18 protein-coding genes are annotated in these 19,067 nt (G+C 41.7%); 7 read left to right on the forward strand and 11 right to left on the reverse strand.

Annotation, left to right across the window (positions count from 1 at the left end; translation table 11 throughout):
• Positions 1 to 17: 17 nt before the first annotated feature.
• Entirely contained in the window at positions 18 to 413 is a 396-nt protein-coding gene (locus FPV17_RS19930; protein ID WP_052007631.1) for an HIT family protein, read from the reverse strand.
• A gap of 112 nt (positions 414 to 525) precedes the next feature.
• Between FPV17_RS19930 and FPV17_RS19935 the strand changes: the two genes are divergently transcribed.
• Both FPV17_RS19935 and FPV17_RS19940 read left to right on the forward strand, forming a co-directional pair.
• Positions 526 to 1,014: an ASCH domain-containing protein gene (locus FPV17_RS19935; protein ID WP_035393762.1), complete on the forward strand. Its 489-nt coding sequence runs from the start codon at positions 526 to 528 to the stop codon at positions 1,012 to 1,014.
• Between the two features lie 3 nt (positions 1,015 to 1,017).
• Complete coding sequence (locus tag FPV17_RS19940) at positions 1,018 to 1,458, forward strand: GNAT family N-acetyltransferase (RefSeq protein WP_144560208.1); 441 nt, start codon at positions 1,018 to 1,020, stop codon at positions 1,456 to 1,458.
• 24 nt (positions 1,459 to 1,482) lie between these two features.
• Here FPV17_RS19940 and FPV17_RS19945 read toward each other — a convergent pair whose 3' ends face one another.
• From FPV17_RS19945 to FPV17_RS19955, 3 genes are all read right to left on the reverse strand, one after another.
• Positions 1,483 to 2,631 carry an oxidoreductase gene (locus FPV17_RS19945; RefSeq protein ID WP_144560209.1) on the reverse strand — a complete coding sequence of 383 codons (1,149 nt, stop codon included), beginning with the start codon at positions 2,629 to 2,631 and terminating at the stop codon, positions 1,483 to 1,485.
• A 69-nt stretch (positions 2,632 to 2,700) separates the two neighbouring features.
• A complete protein-coding gene (locus FPV17_RS19950; RefSeq protein ID WP_035393768.1) occupies positions 2,701 to 3,162 on the reverse strand; it encodes a hypothetical protein in 462 nt (153 codons plus the stop codon).
• A gap of 88 nt (positions 3,163 to 3,250) precedes the next feature.
• Positions 3,251 to 4,996, reverse strand: a complete 1,746-nt coding sequence (locus FPV17_RS19955) for a glycoside hydrolase family 2 protein (protein ID WP_144560210.1) — start codon at positions 4,994 to 4,996, stop codon at positions 3,251 to 3,253.
• A gap of 141 nt (positions 4,997 to 5,137) precedes the next feature.
• Here FPV17_RS19955 and FPV17_RS19960 point away from each other — a divergent pair, with 141 nt between their 5' ends.
• From FPV17_RS19960 to shc, 5 genes are all read left to right on the forward strand, one after another.
• Positions 5,138 to 5,662: a tubby C-terminal domain-like protein gene (locus tag FPV17_RS19960; protein WP_144560211.1), complete on the forward strand. Its 525-nt coding sequence runs from the start codon at positions 5,138 to 5,140 to the stop codon at positions 5,660 to 5,662.
• A gap of 306 nt (positions 5,663 to 5,968) precedes the next feature.
• The gene (locus FPV17_RS19965) at positions 5,969 to 7,297 is read left to right on the forward strand and encodes an ABC transporter substrate-binding protein (RefSeq protein ID WP_144560212.1); all 1,329 of its coding nucleotides are present in this window, start codon (positions 5,969 to 5,971) and stop codon (positions 7,295 to 7,297) included.
• 20 nt (positions 7,298 to 7,317) lie between these two features.
• Complete coding sequence (locus FPV17_RS19970) at positions 7,318 to 8,253, forward strand: carbohydrate ABC transporter permease (RefSeq protein ID WP_052007637.1); 936 nt, start codon at positions 7,318 to 7,320, stop codon at positions 8,251 to 8,253.
• A gap of 17 nt (positions 8,254 to 8,270) precedes the next feature.
• Positions 8,271 to 9,137 carry a carbohydrate ABC transporter permease gene (locus FPV17_RS19975; protein WP_144560213.1) on the forward strand — a complete coding sequence of 289 codons (867 nt, stop codon included), beginning with the start codon at positions 8,271 to 8,273 and terminating at the stop codon, positions 9,135 to 9,137.
• Positions 9,138 to 9,249: 112 nt separating this feature from the next.
• Complete coding sequence (shc, locus tag FPV17_RS19980) at positions 9,250 to 11,133, forward strand: squalene--hopene cyclase (protein WP_144560214.1); 1,884 nt, start codon at positions 9,250 to 9,252, stop codon at positions 11,131 to 11,133.
• 105 nt (positions 11,134 to 11,238) lie between these two features.
• Here shc and FPV17_RS19985 read toward each other — a convergent pair whose 3' ends face one another.
• The 7 genes from FPV17_RS19985 to FPV17_RS20015 form a co-directional block, all read right to left on the reverse strand.
• Positions 11,239 to 11,640 carry a gamma-glutamylcyclotransferase family protein gene (locus FPV17_RS19985; RefSeq protein ID WP_035393773.1) on the reverse strand — a complete coding sequence of 134 codons (402 nt, stop codon included), beginning with the start codon at positions 11,638 to 11,640 and terminating at the stop codon, positions 11,239 to 11,241.
• A gap of 76 nt (positions 11,641 to 11,716) precedes the next feature.
• Positions 11,717 to 13,228, reverse strand: a complete 1,512-nt coding sequence (locus tag FPV17_RS19990; RefSeq protein WP_144560215.1) for a tripartite tricarboxylate transporter permease — start codon at positions 13,226 to 13,228, stop codon at positions 11,717 to 11,719.
• Positions 13,229 to 13,232: 4 nt separating this feature from the next.
• Entirely contained in the window at positions 13,233 to 13,697 is a 465-nt protein-coding gene (locus FPV17_RS19995) for a tripartite tricarboxylate transporter TctB family protein (RefSeq protein ID WP_186370676.1), read from the reverse strand.
• Between the two features lie 16 nt (positions 13,698 to 13,713).
• On the reverse strand, positions 13,714 to 14,682 hold the full coding sequence (locus FPV17_RS20000; RefSeq protein WP_144560217.1) for a tripartite tricarboxylate transporter substrate binding protein: 969 nt from the start codon (positions 14,680 to 14,682) through the stop codon (positions 13,714 to 13,716).
• Between the two features lie 257 nt (positions 14,683 to 14,939).
• Positions 14,940 to 15,632: a response regulator gene (locus tag FPV17_RS20005; protein ID WP_144560218.1), complete on the reverse strand. Its 693-nt coding sequence runs from the start codon at positions 15,630 to 15,632 to the stop codon at positions 14,940 to 14,942.
• The gene (locus FPV17_RS20010) at positions 15,629 to 17,179 is read right to left on the reverse strand and encodes a sensor histidine kinase (protein WP_186370677.1); all 1,551 of its coding nucleotides are present in this window, start codon (positions 17,177 to 17,179) and stop codon (positions 15,629 to 15,631) included. The genes FPV17_RS20005 and FPV17_RS20010 overlap by 4 nt, the downstream gene beginning before the upstream one ends.
• 152 nt (positions 17,180 to 17,331) lie before the next feature.
• Positions 17,332 to 18,942 carry a long-chain fatty acid--CoA ligase gene (locus FPV17_RS20015; RefSeq protein WP_144560220.1) on the reverse strand — a complete coding sequence of 537 codons (1,611 nt, stop codon included), beginning with the start codon at positions 18,940 to 18,942 and terminating at the stop codon, positions 17,332 to 17,334.
• Between the last annotated feature and the right edge of the window lie 125 nt (positions 18,943 to 19,067).

A 19,067-nucleotide genomic window follows, 5' to 3' on the forward strand; every position in this document is an offset into this window, starting at 1 on the left:
CGTTCTAATCGGCGCTTCTACTTTAATTTTCTTTGCATCATAGCCAATGCTTCCTCTGTCTCTCGCTTCAATGCTCCGTGCAAATAAGCTTGAGAGGTAAGATCATGATATTCTTCCAACGGTACTAAATGAACGTGAAGATGGTCAATGTCAAATCCAACAATTGCCATACCTACTTTTTTCGGGTTTAATGTGCTTTGAAGATGTCGGCTTCGTTCCCTTACGACTTTCATTAAGTGGATATACGAGTCGGTCTCTAGTTGATGGATATCTGTCACATGTTTCTTCGGGATTACGAGGGTATGGCCTGGACGAATCGGGTATATATCAAGTATCGCCAGGCAATGCTCATCTTCATAAACGATTTTAGCATCCTGACGGCTCTGACTGATTTCACAAAAAAGACAGTTCATTGAATAGGCACCTCTTTCATTTCATCTGTCCTGTTTCTAATCACCTATACGTTCATGGTAAACTAAACCATATATACAATGGTCAAACACAGCTAGAAAGGGAGTTTTTGCGATGACTGAACATCCGTCTATTCAAGAAATGTGGAACGCTTTTACATCTCAACACCCTACGTTCACTCATTCTACTTACACAGCGTGGGCTTTTGGGGATGGTACAAAAGAGATGGCAGATGACTTATGCAAACTTGTATTGGAAGGAAAGAAGCAAGGTACTTCCTCTTATTATGCAGCCTATGAAAAAGAAAATGAACCTTTACCAGTCGAAGGGCAATGGAACATTATTTTAGATGGAGATGGTATTGCTCAAGCCATTATGCAAACCATTAAAGTGGATGTTCTTCCTTATAACGAAATAACGGAGAGACACGCCTATGCGGAAGGCGAAGGCGATCAAACCCTTTCCTACTGGAAACAAGTCCATGAACCATTCTTTTCTCAGTTGGCACCTACGTTAGGGCTAACGTTTCAAGAAAAAGATTTAGTTGTATACGAATGGCTAAAGCTCGTGTATAGAAAGGAAGCAAAGGAGGTTTCCGCTTAAAAAATGTTCATGTTGAGTCAAAGTAGCTACTCAGATAAAGCCTATTTAGCACAGTTAAGAATGAATGTTTTAAAAGCGGATTTTGATCGCCATCAGCTTCCTTACGAACGCGTTTCTAAACGCTTTGAAGAGAATTTCCAGCCTGAACACATTTACTTAATTAATGTGGACGAGGTAGGCACAATCGGATGCATTGGCATCGTTGAGCACAAAGATCTTGTTGAATTGAAGAACTTTTATATTGAACCGTCGTTTCAAGGGAACGGTGTGGGTCGTACTGTTTTTCAGCATGTTGTGGAGCAATACAAAGAAAAACGTGAGATTTCGTTAAAAATTTTTAAAGGCAGTCGAGCTAAAACGTTCTATGAATCGTTTGGCTTCACAGTCAAAGAGCAAAATGAGCGAGTTGAAACGATGTCTTTAAATCAAAGAGTACACACGTAAGAAGAAGGTATGACAACCTTCTTCTTACTTTGTTACTTCTTCATTTTTAATCAAGTCTACCTTCAATTCCTCTTCCGATATAGCAGCAGCTGGCGTTGTATTATCGGTTAACATGTTCTTTACATGACTCACTTCCATCAGAGGTTCTCCTTGGTCAAAGCGATTCGGAAAATCAGGGTGAACAAGAGCTTGTCTACCTAATGCGATAAAATCACACTGTTCAATGGCAACAAGTTTTGCAGCTTCAGCCGGATTTTCAAGACTTCCACACGCAATAATCGGTTTGTTTGAATAACGTTTCGCCGCTTCTGACATAAGCATGGAATCTTGTCCGAATGCCGGAATCTTTGCGTCACTCTCAGATAAATGAATATAATCGACGTCTGTCTCTCCTAAGATTGAGAAGATCGCAGCTGCCTCTGCTTCGCCACCTTCCCATGTATAAGACGGGTCCGTCGCTTTCATTTGTGAAATCCTTACGCCGAGCAGCATCGTAGCCCCAACGGCTTTTCGCACTTCTGCGATCAGTTCGACAATCAGTTTCAGTCGTTTATCAATTGAACCACCGTAAGCATCCTCACGTTGGTTACTTCCTTCTGAAAGAAATTGATCAAGCAAATAACCATTAGCACCGTGTAGCTCTATGCCATCAAACCCTGCCTCTTGCGCTCGTTGCGCTGCTTCGACAAACCCTTTTTTAATTTGTTCTATCTCTTCAATTGAAAGGGGCCGTGCCTCAGGGAAAGGTCCTTGTCCACCATATAAGGCCACTTTATCTCGAGGGGGCGTGAATACGCTTGGAGCCACAGTCTCACTCGTATAAGCATTCCCTTGGGACTGAGCCCCTGCGTGCATGAGTTGAGCAATGAATAAACTTCGATTTTCATGAACCGTCTCGACGATGGGCTTCCAAGCTTCCATTTGTTCATGACTAGCTAAGCCAGGTTGATACTCGTACCCTTGACTATGTTCTCTATCTGGATAGATCCCTTCTGAAATAATGGCAGAGAATCCACCTTTTGCAAAACGTTCGTAATAACGGCGCACCGTCTCGTTCGGCTCTCCATTTTGTGATGAAGACACACGCGTCATTGGTGCCACAATGTACCGATTTTTGAAAATGTGATTCCCAATCGTTCCTTGATTTAGCAAGAGCTCTTTTTCATTTAACATCGACATCGACTCCCTACTTTCTTATAACGTTTGCTAACCTCCCTTTCCTTTTGTCGATTCATGTTAAACCTACTCTGCGTTTCTCTCATTCTTCTCGTCAATAAATTCAGCTAGCCATTTCATATCAATAGGACCATTCATGACTTGATACGTACCGTCATCCACTAAATGAACACCTGCTTCTCCTATAAAAGCAACAGATGGTGTATGAGAATAATGACTAACAAAAATTTGTTGTTGTGTTCCATATAAGAGTTGCCTTTGATAATGGGTTTGGGACACTCGCTTTACTTGATAAGCAGAGAGAAATTCCATTAACTTTTCCATTTGTTCACGGTCTTCCAAGTAAAATTCATAGCCATTTGCTTGTTCAACCTTTGTTATATCTGTGGTTACAGCCATAATCATTACATCATCTTCATTATAGTAAATGAGACTTTCTAACGAACGCTCTTCGTAGTAATAAACCAGTTTGATAGAGAGACATACGATCCCCCCAATAGAAGCAATAAGAAGCAGCCAGCGTTTCATCCGCATCACCCCTTTATAATAAGGTATACGGAACTTATTGTCCTTACGACAAGATTTTGGGGCAAACGTACACCATCATATCTCTCCCTTACGCTTTATCATTAAGTGCTTTTATTTTTTCCACTTTCAGTTTTGGCTTTCGATTTTCATCAAGCAACCCGTTTACTTCTTGCTGAACATCGGTAATTTGGGTGTAACAATAACCACTTACATAAGGTAAGGCTTTAATGGCATCTGTTATACTCTCATAGCGAGCTAAAAAGTCTTTTTCAGACTTCACTTGATTTCCATATCCCCAGCCATCTTCTGTTGTAAAAGCAATGCCACCATATTCACTGATGATGACCGGTTGCCCTTTGTATTGATAGCCTTCTGCAAATGCATACTTATCGTTGTTATGAGGATACGCGTTTCCTAAAACTGCGTTCTGATCTTCATAGCGCTGGACTAAACGATCTGCAAATTCTTCATAGTCGTGAAGCGTAATAATGTCAGATACCGTATGCTCCCAGCCATCATTGACAATGACCGGTCTCGTCGCATCGATTGCTTTTGTTCCATAGTAAATACTTTCAGTGAATGCTTGCTGTTGAGTATTCGTAAAGATTTGCCCTACACCCCATGACTCATTAAACGGAACCCACGTCACAATAGATGGATAATGGGCGAGTTGCTCGACAACATCCAACCATTCTTCAGTAAACGCTTTCACAGCTTTCCTTGAATAAGAATAAGAGGATGGCATTTCTGCCCATACAAGCAACCCTTTCTGGTCGCACAGAGCATAGAATCGTTCATCTTCAATCTTTTGATGTTTACGAATTCCGTTGAATCCTAATGCTTTAATCGCATCAATGTCTTCTTCAAGGGCTTCAAAAGAAGGGGGTGTCAAATGACTATCTTTCCAATAACCTTGATCGAGAATGAGCTTTTGGTAAATGGGACGATTATTTAACAAAACGCGTCCATTTTTAATTGAAATTTTTCGAAGACCAAAATAAGATTGCACTCGGTCAACCTCTTGTCCATCTTTTCGAACGACAAAGGCCACTTCATATAAATTTGGTTGCTCTGGTGACCAGACGGCTACACGCCATTCATGAATCGCTGACGCTAAATCGACTTTAAAGAGAGTCTCTTCTCGTTCGGGTGTCAATGAAAACCGTCTTACTTCATACCCTTTAAACGTAATGATCGTTTCAATTTCAACTCCAGTGACGCCGCCACGAAGGTCGTACGCAAAGCTCACCGTTTGTTCATCTAAATCTGGCTGAATATCCACTTTGTTCAAGTGTTGCTTGCTCACATATTCAACCCATACAGATTGCCAAATGCCTGTTGTTTGGACATACCAACAGCCAAAATTTTCTCCAATCCAGCGCTGCTTCCCTCTTGGTTGGTCCATGCTCATGCTATCTTCTACCCGCACGGTTATCTGTTGTGTTTGTGCTTCTACTAGATACGGAGTCATGTCAAACGAAAACGATGTGTAGCCACCTTCATGTTCTCCAGCAAAGCATCCATTTATCCAAACGGTTGTTTTGTAATCGCTTGCTTGGAAATGAAGAAGAACCTGTTTCTTCTGGTTCTCTTTGGCAATCGTTATATGGCGCTCATACCAAACAACTGGATGAAACTGTTCGTCTTGAATTCCACTTTGTTTTGTTTCATACGTAAAAGGAACAGCAATCGTTTGATTTAGTTTATCTCCTTGAAACCACCGTTGCTTAAGACCTACATTTTCATCGTCAAAGCCAAATGCCCATTGGCCATTCAGCAGCTCCCAGCCTTGCCTAACAAATTTCGGTCGAGGACAATCCACTATCGCTTTCATCTACTCAGCTCCCTTTTGTTGACATACCCTCCATCAATCAGATACGTTTTTCTCATCAAAGATTGTTTTAAAGGAAGTATGAGCAGTTTTTGCGCAATTGTCAAACTATTATTAATGAAAACGAACGGGGGAATGCTTAGAATGAACATTCATTTTGATATACCTACTTATAAAGCGAGTCTAAAAGAAATTCATGTAAAAAGCGACGAAGCAACAATTGGCACATTTCGTCGATTTACAAAAAGCGATTTAAAGAAAACATTCGGACGTCACCTTTCTTCAACATTTGTTTCAAATCTAATGATCCAATCATCTAATTCTCAATTTCAATTTAGACTGAACAACCAAATCCGGGCATTTCTCTCCAATGCATCATGGACGATTAAAGAGCAGGGAATGACAATTGGAGAGATACGTGAACAACCTGTGGGGAGAACGTTAATTGTAACCACTGAACAAGGGAATGTAGAAGTGAAGTCTACGCTTATAGCATTAAGGGAGATTGAAGTGAATCTGCTCTCAGAAAAACCGGTAGCAATCGCTAGAGGAAAAAGAAATGGAAGCATTCAAAACCCAACGTTTGATCTAACGCTACAGCCCCATTCATTGACGTTTCCTCCTGTGTTTTTTGCCGCTCTTTGTTTTTTGCATATTCATCAAGGATAGGTCAAATAAGCCAACGTCTTAGAGACCATGCCTTACGATTACTCTTGTATCCAAATCCCTTCTTCATTCAAGACCTGCTTAAACCTAACCGAGCCTTTAACTAAAAAAGGGTTTCCCGTTAAGATCTCTAGTCCTTCCCTCTCCATGCTCGTCTACCTCTAGACACTTATTCGTTGCATTTCAACGTGATTCCCTGCATATCTACTTCTTTCCATGCATATTGTACAAGAAATGAAGCAGGACTTTCTTTACCGATCAAGAAGAGTTATGTAAGCGCTTACTATATCTTCTCGTGGAGGGATTGGAATGAGGAAAAGGATTCAAGCAGCTTTACTTATCCCTATTGTGACAAGTGTATCTCTGCTAGCGAGTTGTTCAGATGAACAAACGTCTGGAGGAGGAGATGTCGTACTCACTTGGCTTGTCCGTAGTGATCCGAACCTTATTGAATGGGAACATCGAGTGATTGAAGCATTCGAAGACGAAAACCCTGGCATCCGCGTCCAGTTACAGACGATTCCTCAAGGTGAAATTGATCAAAAATTGCAGACGATGATAGCTGGTGGCAACGTCCCAGATGTCTGGTCACCGAACTGGGCAGACTCAGGGTTTGGCAGTTACTATGCAATGGGAGCACTTAAAGACTTAACGCCTTTTTTAGAAAAAGACCCCCATGTCCTAGATGGTATCGATGACACATTAACCGATGTCTATAAAATGGAAGATGGTGTCTACGGCATTCCAATATTATCAATGGGCTCCTTTCTTTATTACAATCGGGATCTTTTTGATGAAGCAGGTGTGGCCTATCCTCCGACCGATTGGAACGACGAAAGTTGGAATTATGAAGCCATGATTGAAGCAGCACAAGCGATTACACAGAATGACCTTCCTCCTACACAGCGAGTCTATGGTGTCTTAGATGAAGATTCGCCTAATAAAAACGCTTGGGCATTTGGCGGTGATTTTTTTGCAGAAGAAGATTATGAAACCGGTTTGTTAACAGAGCCTGTTATTACGGAAAATCCACGGAACCGTGAAGCAATCCAACAGCGTTCTGATCTCATTAACGTCCATGAAGTAATGCCACCACAAAGTAAAATTGCCGCTCTACAACAGCTAAGTGATCCGTTTTTAAGTGGACGCGTTGGCATGGTAATGAAAGGTGGTTGGGGCACACGCCAGTATGCAAATACAGACTTAAACTGGGGGCTAGCCGCTTATCCTTATACAAACGATGAGCGCCAGATTTCCTTGTATGTCGACCCTTGGGCAATGAGTGAAGGTAGTAAGCATCCTGAAGAAGCCTGGGAATTTCTTAAGTTTCTATTAGATCCAGAACAAGCCGCGAAATGGATGGTCGAGATGACATTAGAGAGTCCGGCTCACTCTGATTTAAAAGAATTATGGTTTGAGCTTATCTCGGAAAGAACAGGCATACCGGTTGCTGATTTACGCATTGCAGAAGAAGGCGCATTGCAATATGGGCGACCAACTGATAACCACTTGATTTCAAACTTTGCACCTATTTTAAAACACCAGAACATGACAATCAATGCGATCTACGATCGTCGAAAAAGCGTTGATGAAGGCATAGAAGAACTTCAACAAAATATGACGTCACTCACCTACTAACGGGATGGAGGGGATTACGAATGGAAACGAACACAGCGCCCAATCGGAGTCGAAAACCACTTAAACATACATCTATTGGGGCAAGGAGAGAAGAAAAGTACTTTTGGCTATTTATTTCACCATGGTTAATCGGTTTTACTGTATTTATCGCTGGTCCTATGATCGCTTCGCTTTACTTTAGCTTTACCGATTATGCCATCATGGGTGAAGCTTCGTTTGTAGGCTTACAAAACTTTGTGAATCTCTTTTCTGATCCATTGTTCTATCGCTCCTTATTTGTCACGACAGCTTACGCTGCTCTCGCCGTTCCCTTTTCCATTGTTTTAGCCATCGGGCTTGCTTTGTTACTGAATGCCAAAATTAAAGGGCAGGCCTTTTTTCGAACCTTCTTTTATGCGCCCTCCATCATTTCAGGAGTGTCTGTCGCCTTTCTATGGATGTGGATTCTAAACCCTCAATTCGGAGTCGTCAATTCCTTTCTATATGAAGTTTTTGGCTTGACAGGGCCTGGCTGGTTTACGGACCCTTATACCGTTATTCCTTCCTTTGTCCTTATGCAGTTGACTGCAGTCGGAAGTACGATGATTATTTTCCTCGCTAGTCTGCAACAGCTTCCAAAAGAGCTTTATGAAGCTGCAGCTATAGATGGAGCAAGTGCTTGGAGACGGTTCAGAAACATCACGATCCCATTGATTTCACCGATTATTCTTTTTAATGTCATTATCTCCATCATTGCGTCGTTTCAAATTTTCACTCAAGCGTACGTGATTACAGATGGTGGACCCGATTGGATGAGCTACTTCTACGTTTATTATTTGTTTGAAACAGCCTTTTTCCAAAATCGTATGGGGTACGCATCTGCTCAAGCTTGGATTTTATTTTTAATCATCTTTGTTCTTACATTCCTAGCTCTTTACGTATCTCGGAAAAATGTCCACTACGAATATGACAAATAATCAAGGAGGTCAAGCACATGAAGCACCTATTTAATAAGACTCACTATTCTCCTGGCGAGCTATCTAAAGGTGGGAAAATTCTTACGTATACTGGTTTAATGGCTTGTCTATCTTTGTTTTTGTTTCCAGTAGCTTGGATGTTTTTTACATCGGTTAAAAGTTTGGATGAGATCGTTTCAAATCCACTCTCTTTTTTTCCTACTACCTGGAACTGGTCCAACTATCTGGAAGTCTTCCAGAACCACCCGTTTGCAACCTACCTCTGGAATACGTCTTGGTACACCGTCGTCACTGTAGTCGGTACCGTTTTCTTTTCCGCCATGATCGCATTTGGGTTTGCTCGATTTCGCGCTAGAGGGCAAACGTTCTTGTTCGCTATTGTTTTAAGTACGATGATGCTGCCGCAACAAGTAGTGATGATCCCACAATATTTACTGTTTAATTCGATTGGATGGGTGGATTCTTATTTACCCTTAACCATTCCAGCCATTGCTGGGAGTGCATTCTTAATCTTTTTATTACGACAGTTTTATCTCGGCTTACCAAAAGAACTGGATGAAGCTGTGACCATTGATGGCGGCGGCTACTTAACGATCTTCTTTAAGATTATCCTTCCTCTCTCCTTGCCTGCGATGGCAACAGCTGCCATTATTGAATTTATGTTTCGCTGGAATGATTTAATGGGTCCACTCATTTATTTAAATTCACAAGAGCTTTATCCATTGTCTCTAGGGTTAGCAAATTTCACTGCTGCGTACGCGGCTACACCTTGGCAGCTACTTATGGCCGCTTCCGTTATGGCTGTGCTACCACCTCTCATTCTGTTCTTTTTTGCACAAAAATATTTTATTCAAGGGGTGGTAATTTCGGGTACAAAAGGCTGATAGAGTGGAACAAGACAGCACCTGCCAAGGAGCTGTCTTTTTTCTTTTATCGTCATGACAGCTTTTCCTGCTGAATAGGTTGTAAAAGCGACGGTTCGGTGGGAGGGTTTGTATGAACATTCAAGCAGCTATGGAGGCATTAGTTGCAAAGCTTCGGGAAGACCAACATGAAGATGGCTCATGGCAGTATCCATTTGAAGCGGGAACGTTTACGGATGCTTATGTGATTATTTTATTACGTACGTTGGAGAAGGACGATGAGGCACTTATTGAAGCATTAGCCGAGCGCCTTTTAAGCTTACAGGAGAAAAGCGGTGCTTGGAAACTCGTTAAAGATGAGCACGAAGGGAATCTGACGACAACAGTTGAATGCTATTATGCACTCTTGTATTCTGGCTATCTCTCAAAAAATGATCAGCGCCTGCAAAAAGCAAAGCATTTTATTGTCGCAAATGGTGGTATGGAACAAGCAACGTTATTAACAAAATTTGTCCTTCTGCTAACAGGACAATACAAATGGCCTTCTTTCTTTCCTGTTCCTATCGAACTCATTCTATTACCAGTTGCTTTTCCATTTAATTTATTTAGTATGTCTGTCTATGGGCGGGCTCATATGGTACCTCTCTTGATCGCTGCCGATCATAAATTGCAAGTCACAACATCAAGAAGTCCCGATCTTTCTGACTTGTATAGCCAGTCAAGAAACGACCCTTTTGTAGATTGGGTGAACGGAGAGGCATCTCGTAAACTTCACGGCACCATACACTATTTAGTTAAAAAAGTAATCACCGGTCCAACGAATATCCATCAACTTGCCATTAGTCAGGCAAAGCACTATATGATGAACGGAATTGAAAAAGATGGGACACTCTTTAGTTATTTCACATCAACGATGTTTATGGTATTTGCTCTTCTTGCTTTAGGTCATCCCAAACACGATCCACTAATTGAAAAAGCAATTGAAGGTTTAAAGTCTTTTCAAACTACAGTCAATGGGAGACCCCATATACAATTTACAACGGCAACGATCTGGAATACGTCGCTCATTAGCTATGCCTTACAGGAAGCCAAGGTAAAGCCATCAGACGAAATGATTCAAAAAGCATCAAGCTACTTAGTAAAGAAACAGCACGATACGTACGGAGATTGGGTTGTTCATAATCCAGAAATACTTCCTGGTGGCTGGGGATTCTCTACCATTAATACGTTCCAACCGGATATGGATGATACGACCTCTTCACTTCGTGCGATCACAGTACCAGCCGTGAAGAATCAAGAAATAAAAGAAGCGTGGAAACGAGGTACCCTCTGGGTCACATCTATGCAAAATCGCGACGGCGGTTGGGGTGCATTTGAAAAAAACACCAATAGTCGTCTGCTCGCACTCCTCCCGATCCAAGAAAGCAAAGGCATTCTTACTGACCCAAGCACCCCTGATTTAACCGGTAGAGCCATAGAGTTCCTCGGAAATTTCACCCACATACAAAAAGATGAAAAGGTCCTTAAAAGAGGCATTCGCTGGCTTAAAAAAAATCAACAAAAAGACGGCTCATGGGAGGGACAATGGGGTGTAAATTACATTTATGGTACGTGGGCAGCTTTAACAGCTCTTGGCGCAGCTGGAGTGTCTAAACATGATTCTTGTGTAACGAAAGCGGTGAGCTGGCTTAAAAGCATTCAGCATCTTGATGGTGGTTGGGGAGAATCATGCTTAAGTGATCGAAACAAGGGGTTTACCACCCTCCCTGCAAGCAACATCACCCAAACAGCTTGGGCGATCGATGCACTCATTGCTGTACTGGACTATCCTGAAAAGTCCATTCGAGATGGGATTCGTTATTTGCTTGCCCATTTAGATACTAATTCAGACTGGACAGACGCATACCCAGTCGGGAAAGGATTAGCTGATCGAATCTATTTCCACTATCATAGTTATCGGCATTTCTATCCACTACTTGCTCTTGCTCATTACCATAACAAATTTAATCAAACATAAACTTCATTCACATTGCCCTCTCACCCATCGCATATCATTTAGAATGAAAAGCTCATAAACACGACGAAAACCCTTCTAAACAGGGCTTTCGTCTTTTGCTTTACTTTATACATGCTTATTGGGGCGATAGGCCATCCAGTCGCCATTTGGTATCGGTTCCACAATATGGTTAAAAAAATCCGTCGCTATATAACCAAACGCCTGCACCGTTTTCCCATCTACAATAACGTTGATTTTTACACGTTCGTACTCATTCCCAGTGAGTCGACCTTCTTTATACCCCTCTAATTTATCTACAGCTTCCAATACTTTAGGAGACACGCTGTAGAGTTCACCACGTATAAACTGGCCCTTTTTAAACCGTGCGATTGGATAGCCATATGGAGTCGCATGTAGTTCTCCTTCTACATAACAATCCCTTTTCAAGCAAGTTGCCGATTCTAGATAGTGTGCATTTGTGCCCCCTTTACGCAAGGTCCCATATACGAACAAGTAGATACTTCGCACACTGCTCCACCTTTCTCTACGTTTTTACCCTATGATACTTTTTTCATTGTATGCATACAAGATAACGATTGATAGATTACATGGAAGCGCCTGTTCCAGTTCCTTTTCTCCATTTAAATAGCTTCAAAATAAGAGGATAACTTAAGGAAAGCAACGTTAAGAAGAACAATGTCGTTGCAATTGGCGAGGCAAAGAAAATCGCCTGTGGACTCTCATAAATAATGGAGGCTCTACGCATGTTTTGCTCCATTTCTCCACCAACGATAAGGGCTAAAATCAATGGTGCTACAGGGTAGTCTAATACGCGCATAAGTAAGCCAATTAAGCCTGCAATAATGAGCAAGTAAAAATCGATGGTACTATACCCAAGTGTATATGCACCAATAAACGATAAAACCAACACAATAGGATACAGCACATTGGCAGGTGTACGTAACACCTTAATTAACATGCCTACCATTAAAATATTAATAATGACTAAAATTAAATTTCCTATAAACATACTGTTAATGAGCGTCCATACAAGATCCGGGCTATTTTCAAACAATAAAGGTCCTGGAGTAATACCAATCATGACTAACGCCCCAAGCATAACAGCGGTTGTACCTGATCCTGGAATACCCATTGTTAACATAGGAATGAGTGACCCTACAGCAGCTGAACTGTTGGCTGATTCAGGTGCGACAAGTCCTTCTACTGCCCCTTTACCGAATTCATCCTTTCGCTTCGATAGTTGTTTTTCGGTAGAATACGCAAGTAAAGAGGAAATCGTTCCACCTGATCCTGGTAAAACACCGAGAAAGAAACCAAGTGGTCCACTTCGAAAAATCGGTCCCAGCGATCGTTTCCATTGTTCTTTTGTAAACCATTTGCTACCGATGGCTTGGTCATTTTTTGGTTGCTGTCCTTTTTTCTTTGGAAACATATTGTATAAGACTTCTCCTAGCGCATAAATCCCGATAATAATGACGATGAAGTTAATACCATCTGTAAAATGCGGAACACCAAATGTGAATCGATGCACACCTGATTGGAGATCAATTCCAACCGTGCTTATCGCTAGACCAGCAAACATGGCAACAAACCCTTTGATCATTTTTCCTGTTGAAAGGGCAACAACTGCTGATAATGTGAAAAGAAAAAGCATAAAATACTCGGCTGGACCAAAGTTTAACGCAAATTGAGCAAGGGGAATGGCAAGAAAGATAAAGCCAAAAATCGCCATGATGCCACCAAACAATGACGCCATCGCTGCAATCGACATGGCTTGACCTGCTTGGCCTTTTAATGTCATTGGATAACCGTCGAACGTCGCCGCAATGGACGAACCATCTCCCGGTGTATTAATAAGTATGGAACTCCTCGATCCACCAAAAAGCGCTCCGTAATAAATTGAAGACATTAAGATTAATGCGCTTACTGGATTCATTCCGAACGTTAGTGGAATTAAAACCGCTACTCCAGTTGCTGGACCTAGACCCGGAAGAATTCCAACGATTGTACCTAACAAGGCACCAAAAATGAGCCACACCATATTCATTGGTTCGAGTGCGGTAAAAAGCCCATCGATAATGATTGACCACTCCATGCCTTTACCCTCCAAATCCCGGCAAGCTAATTTCAAGCAAATGACTAAATATAAACCATGTGCTGAACGAGACAATGCCTGTTACAAGTACATTCATACGCCATTTCTTTAAACCGTTTAAATAAAAGAGCAAAACAACTAAGAATACGACGGTAGACAACAAAAAGCCTGCGTAGTCAAATAACAACGTATAAGCGAGACAGAGTAAAATGATGACGCCAATGGTTATCAGCGTTGATTTCTGAACGAGTAATTGTAAATCCTCCGTATCCTTTTCCCCTTTTTCTTTCATAACTTGAATTAAATCAATGATGGCAAACAAAAAAAGTCCGATACAAATAGCGAGTGGAAAATAAATCGGTGCCAACGGGTCCCCCAGTGTAGCTTGTGGTAGCTGCAAGATTAAGAGCGCATAAGCCACGCTCAAAACAATAAAAAAAAGTGGCATTGATAATCGAACGACCTGCATACTGTTAACCTCCTTTTTAAGGTGCAAGACCTGAGTCCACAATAATTTCTTCAAAAAATGTTGCTTGCTCTTCCATAAACGCAATCGTCTCATGACTATTCATATAAAAAGCGTCTAAGTCATTATTTTCAAGGATAGTATTCCACTCCTCTGTTTCAACCATTGAAGAGAGCCATTCATCCCATTGCGCTACCTCTTCTTCAGCCATTTCTGATGGGCCCATAATACCGCGCCAGTGAGGGAAGACCATTTCCGCACCCATTTCTGTCCACGTTGGAACATCTGGAAAAGCATCCAGTCGCTCTTCTGATGTGATGGCTAAGATTGAGACCTCACCGACTTCATACTGTTCGGCAAAACCGGACACAGAATTTGTAGCTATATCAATGTGCCCACCTAATAGGGCATTCATAATATCGCCTCCGCTACTATAAACAAGAAATTGTAGCTCGGTCGGGTCGATACCATACGCAACAGCTGCTTGAACAAATGCCAAATGATTGCCTGAACCAAGTGAAGGACTTACACCAATCGTCAAGGAAGTAGGGTTTTCTTTTAATTGCTGCATCACGTCGGCACCGTTTTCAAATGAAGTATCAGATCTGGATGCAATGGCGAGCCATTCTGTCGATAGCATCGCAAGCGGTGTAAAATCTTCGTAAGATAAATCACTTTGTCCGAGCAGGTTACTCGTAATTAATAGGCTAGAGTTTACCGCTGCATAATGACTGTTTTGTTGGTTAAGGTATTGCCAGCCTACCTCTCCACCGCCACCTGGTTTGTTTAAAACGGTGACACTTTCTTCTAGAAGTCCATCACTGACTAGCGATCGCTGTATCGATCGCGCCGTCATATCCCAGCCCCCTCCTGGCGTTGCTGGAGCAATAATTTCAACTGTCCGATTTGGGAAGTCAGCAGTTGACTCTACATTCGTCGAACATCCAACCAAAACGACTAGAGTACATGCAAGCACCCATTTCTTCATCTAAAAACCCCCTTAAAGTAACCGCTTTCAAAATTACTGTTTATGCACTATAGCATGCAAATGATTCGTAAAACAAGCATACATCTTTAACATTCTTTATATCTTTTTCAGTCATTTCGTCCTTTTTGTCCATTTGGAAGCCAAGCTATGTAGCAGCAAATAAAAAACGCTTGCGACTATGATGAAAAAAATCGACACCATTGACGCAAACGTATTTTTATAGAAGTAAGTAAAACGAACACTTTGTCACAAAGCTCTTAGTGATGCTTTAATTGATATCGCCGCTCAGGTCTACCGATCTCACCATAGCTTAATTGTGTGTAAACTGTGGACTCTCTTACAAGATGCTCTAAGTAGCGCCTTGCTGTTGTCCGCGATACACCGAGTTCTTCACATGTTTTTTCAATCGTTAGTCCTTCTTCAAATTGTTGAAGTAAATCATTCACCCGTTGAAGCGTAATCGCATCAATTCCTGAAGGTAAATCTGTATGTAAAGTTGAAACAGGTTTTAATGATAGACTTCCACCTAACACACGTGCTGCATCTTCATTGTAAAATGTCGCACAAGAACGGTTAAAAAGAGTTTGCTGTGCTGCATAATCGTTTAGGGTTTGCTTGAACAGCGCTGCATCTACTGGCTTTTGTAAAAAAGCAAACACACCACTTCGTTTAGCCTTTTGAAGAATAGCCATGTCGTCTGATGCAGAGATGATGAGTATATCTAAATCCGGGTAGTTTCTACGTACGTCTTGGAGCAGCTTCGCCCTTTCAATATCAGGAAAATACAAATCAAGCAGCAATAAATCGACCTGCTCTTCTTCATCAAGTCGCTTAAACAATTCCTGTCCATTTAGTGCATATCCTAGTAAATGAAAACCGCTACATGCGTGGACATACTCAGAGTGAATCATCACTAGCCGATAATCGTCTTCTGCTATTAATACATTCATCTCTTATCTCCTTCTGTTTTTGGAATATAAATCGAAACAACTGTGCCTTCCTTATCAGAGATTCCATTAACTTCCATTACGCCATTCCACTTCTCCAATACTTGTTGAACATTTGAAAGACCAAACCCTCTTTCTTCTCCTTTTGTCGATCTACCTGGTTGAAGAAGCGGTTTCAGATCTTCATTAAAGCCTTGTCCACTATCATAAACATCAATGACCCACTCATCACCTGCGTCACTTGCAAAAAAAAGCACGTCTTTCTTTTCTGTGTCTGCCACTGCTTCAATCGCATTATCTAACACATTTCCAATGATTGTGGACAAATCGGATATGGGGATTCGCTCAATCGTATGCAATTCACTAGACTCTTCTATCGACAAATGGACATGCTTTTCTGCCGCTTTTGCCATTTTTGCAAGTAAGAGTGCTTGTACCCCGACGTCCGTTATTTTTTGAAAAAGAGGAACGGTCTGGGCGCGTTGTACACTCGTTTCATTTACAATAAACGTCAGCGCTTCTTCTTGCTTTCCAAGCTGTAAAAGCCCCATTAAGACATATAACTTGTTGCGAAATTCATGAGCCTGAGCTCTTAAACCATCAGACTGTGCTTGCATCTGCGCCATCGTTTCTTTTACTTGCTTTATTTCTGTAAAATCCCTAAAACTACAAATAGCGCCGACTCTTTTTTTATTTTCGTAAAGAGGCTGGCAATTCACAACGAGCGATTTTCCAGAAATGTTTCGCATATCATCAAAGAGCGTCTGACCGTTATGTAAAGACTCAAATAAACCTAACTTATGCAAAACGCCTTTATTTGCCTGTTCAGTTCCCAAGATAAAAGCTGCTGCCGGATTAAACAACGTTACGTCACCATGTTCATTCACCGCACAAATTCCTTCATTTAAAGATTGAATCAAGGCTTCTCTCTCTTTGTAAAGCGTTGCAATAAGAGCGGGCTCATGACCGAATGTATCACGCTGTATACTCGATGAAATAATACCTGCACAAAGTAAACTTAATGCTAATCCCGCGAAACCGACAAAAGCATTGCGCCACAATCGTTCGTATAACACCTCGTTTATTCTTTCTAATGGGTAGGACACGCGAACAGCTCCGATCAGTTGTTCTGCATCACCTATTTGGTCATAGATTGGTGCTGTCGTTTGAATCACTTCTTCTCCATGCAACACCGTTCGTTCTGTCCGATAAGAACCAAATACAAGCGTTGCCTGTAAACTATGTCGTGTCTCATCTTCTTTTCCAGACAACATTTCTTTTCCATTATCATCTATGACAGAGACTAGTGGGTTATATGCTTGAAGGCGTACTCGATCAATAATACCTTGAACTTCGCTTACATCGTTTTCATGTAGGGCGTTCGCTAATGCTGGCATGAAGGAGAGGGCATTGGCGGTCTGTCTTGATAATTGTTTATATTCCTGATTTAAGTTAACGCTTTCAAAATAAGCATGAACAAGTGTGAATAATGAGATAAGTATCACGACAAGAATAGAGAACACAAGCAAGACACGTGTTCTTATCGTCATACGTTTCTCTCTCATAGGGTATTGCCGACCTTTGTTTATTACGGATCCTCCTCCCCTCTCCACCATAGTGTACCATGAGATGCAGAAGAAGGTGGGACAGAAGCAAACCTTTCGTGCAATGGAATAAAAAGAAAGCAGTCCTAAGACTGCCTTCACGATTCCTTCTTTGCGCTTACTACTTGTTCCCGCAATGCCCGCTTTAAAAACTTACCTACTGACGTGCGTGGAAGCTGATGCATAAAGAGAACATCATCAGGCAACCACCATTTCGAAAATTGAGTAGCCAAGTAGTCATTTAATTCTTCCTTAGTCACGACACCGCCTTCTTTTAATACAACACACGCTACAGGACGCTCCTGCCATTTCTCGTGAGGAACGGATACTACCGCCGCTTCAAGAACGGCTTCATGTCCCATAATGGCATTTTCTAAATCAACAGAAGAGATCCATTCGCCACCACTTTTAATTAAATCCTTTGTCCGATCAACAATTTTGATAGCGCCCTCTTCATCAATCGTCACAACGTCCCCAGTATGAAGCCAGCCGTTACGAAAAGCTTCTTGACTTCGCTCATCATCGTGGTAATGATCGGCAATCCACGGACCACGAATAAGTAGCTCACCCATCTCCTTCCCGTCCCACGCAATGTCTCCGTTTTCGTTTACGCCCTTTATATCAATAAGGGGAACAGCCATCCCTTGCTTTGCCCTGATATGATATCGCTCCTCCTCTGGCCAGCTATGTTGATAACTTTTTAACCGAGCGTAGGAAACAATTGGGGAGGTTTCAGTCATTCCATATGCGTGGAAAAAAGGAATGTTTAATTTTTTCTCAAAGCTTTCAATCATACTTTTAGGGGCTGCCGAGCCACCGCATATGACCGCTCTAAGACTACTTAAATCATAGTTCCCTTTTTCTATTACTTGCAAGAGACCAAGCCAAATCGTCGGCACACCTCCTGTAAATGTAACATGTTCACTTTCGATTAACTCTGCGAGCAGTTGTGGTGTAAACTGAGGTCCAGGAAGAACTTGAGTCGCCCCATAAAAAGTGGCGCTAAAAGGTAATCCCCATGCGTTAACATGAAACATAGGCACAACGGGCATGCAGACGTCATTTTCCGATATAGCTGTTGTATCAACCATACCTTGAACTAAACTATGAAGCGTAATTCCTCTATGTGTATATAACACACCTTTTGGTTTCCCGGTTGTGGCAGACGTGTAGCACATCGCCGCAGGTTCATTTTCATCAAGATCCTCGAGAAAAGCAAAGTTCGGGTTTCCTTTTTCTAGTAGCGCTTCATATGAATACAAAGGCTCGAGGGTTGATTGAGGCACTTCTTTTTTATCCGTTAAAACAATATAAGTATGAACCGATGTCAGCTGGTCTTTCACTGCTTCTACAATTGGCAAAAGATCTTCATCAATTAGCAGTATGCGATCTTCAGCGTGATTAATCACATAGACAAGGTGATCTGAGGAAAGTCGCATATTAATCATATGCAGCACAGCACCTAAACCTGGGGCAGCAAAATAGGCCTCTAAATGGCGATGATGATTCCATGCAACCGTCCCTACGCGCTCCCCGCGCTTTAGTCCAAACTCGTTAAGTACACTTGCTAAAGCTCTTGTGCGCCTGCCAATCTCTCTGTAAGACAGTCGGTGCATGTTATCCAACGTTCTTGAGATTACTTGCTTAGATGGGAAATAACGCTCCGCGCGTTCTAACATTGGCGGAATGGTTAAAGGTGTGTTCATCATTTGCCAAAAACCCCTCTCTATTTGTTTGCGCTTTCATTTTGATTTAACTATTATTTTAGCAATCCCATTTCGAACAAGCAAATTATTTTTAAAAATTCTAAACTTTATTTATATAAAAAAAGAAA

It is taken from the genome of Shouchella miscanthi (assembly GCF_007725405.1).
GTDB classification, from domain to species: Bacteria; Bacillota; Bacilli; order Bacillales; family Bacillaceae_D; genus Shouchella; species Shouchella hunanensis.

Coding starts and splice junctions, on each gene's coding strand:
- FPV17_RS19990 (WP_144560215.1), bottom strand. CDS start 13,228: ATGGAGTGGTCAATCATTATCGATGGGCTTTTTACCGCACTCGAACCA.
- FPV17_RS19975 (WP_144560213.1), top strand. CDS start 8,271: ATGAAGCACCTATTTAATAAGACTCACTATTCTCCTGGCGAGCTATCT.
- FPV17_RS20010 (WP_186370677.1), bottom strand. CDS start 17,179: ATGACGATAAGAACACGTGTCTTGCTTGTGTTCTCTATTCTTGTCGTG.
- FPV17_RS20005 (WP_144560218.1), bottom strand. CDS start 15,632: ATGAATGTATTAATAGCAGAAGACGATTATCGGCTAGTGATGATTCAC.
- FPV17_RS20000 (WP_144560217.1), bottom strand. CDS start 14,682: ATGAAGAAATGGGTGCTTGCATGTACTCTAGTCGTTTTGGTTGGATGT.
- FPV17_RS20015 (WP_144560220.1), bottom strand. CDS start 18,942: ATGATGAACACACCTTTAACCATTCCGCCAATGTTAGAACGCGCGGAG.
- FPV17_RS19960 (WP_144560211.1), top strand. CDS start 5,138: ATGAACATTCATTTTGATATACCTACTTATAAAGCGAGTCTAAAAGAA.
- FPV17_RS19965 (WP_144560212.1), top strand. CDS start 5,969: ATGAGGAAAAGGATTCAAGCAGCTTTACTTATCCCTATTGTGACAAGT.
- FPV17_RS19940 (WP_144560208.1), top strand. CDS start 1,018: ATGTTCATGTTGAGTCAAAGTAGCTACTCAGATAAAGCCTATTTAGCA.
- FPV17_RS19955 (WP_144560210.1), bottom strand. CDS start 4,996: ATGAAAGCGATAGTGGATTGTCCTCGACCGAAATTTGTTAGGCAAGGC.
- shc (WP_144560214.1), top strand. CDS start 9,250: ATGAACATTCAAGCAGCTATGGAGGCATTAGTTGCAAAGCTTCGGGAA.
- FPV17_RS19945 (WP_144560209.1), bottom strand. CDS start 2,631: ATGTTAAATGAAAAAGAGCTCTTGCTAAATCAAGGAACGATTGGGAAT.
- FPV17_RS19995 (WP_186370676.1), bottom strand. CDS start 13,697: ATGCAGGTCGTTCGATTATCAATGCCACTTTTTTTTATTGTTTTGAGC.
- FPV17_RS19950 (WP_035393768.1), bottom strand. CDS start 3,162: ATGAAACGCTGGCTGCTTCTTATTGCTTCTATTGGGGGGATCGTATGT.
- FPV17_RS19930 (WP_052007631.1), bottom strand. CDS start 413: ATGAACTGTCTTTTTTGTGAAATCAGTCAGAGCCGTCAGGATGCTAAA.
- FPV17_RS19935 (WP_035393762.1), top strand. CDS start 526: ATGACTGAACATCCGTCTATTCAAGAAATGTGGAACGCTTTTACATCT.
- FPV17_RS19970 (WP_052007637.1), top strand. CDS start 7,318: ATGGAAACGAACACAGCGCCCAATCGGAGTCGAAAACCACTTAAACAT.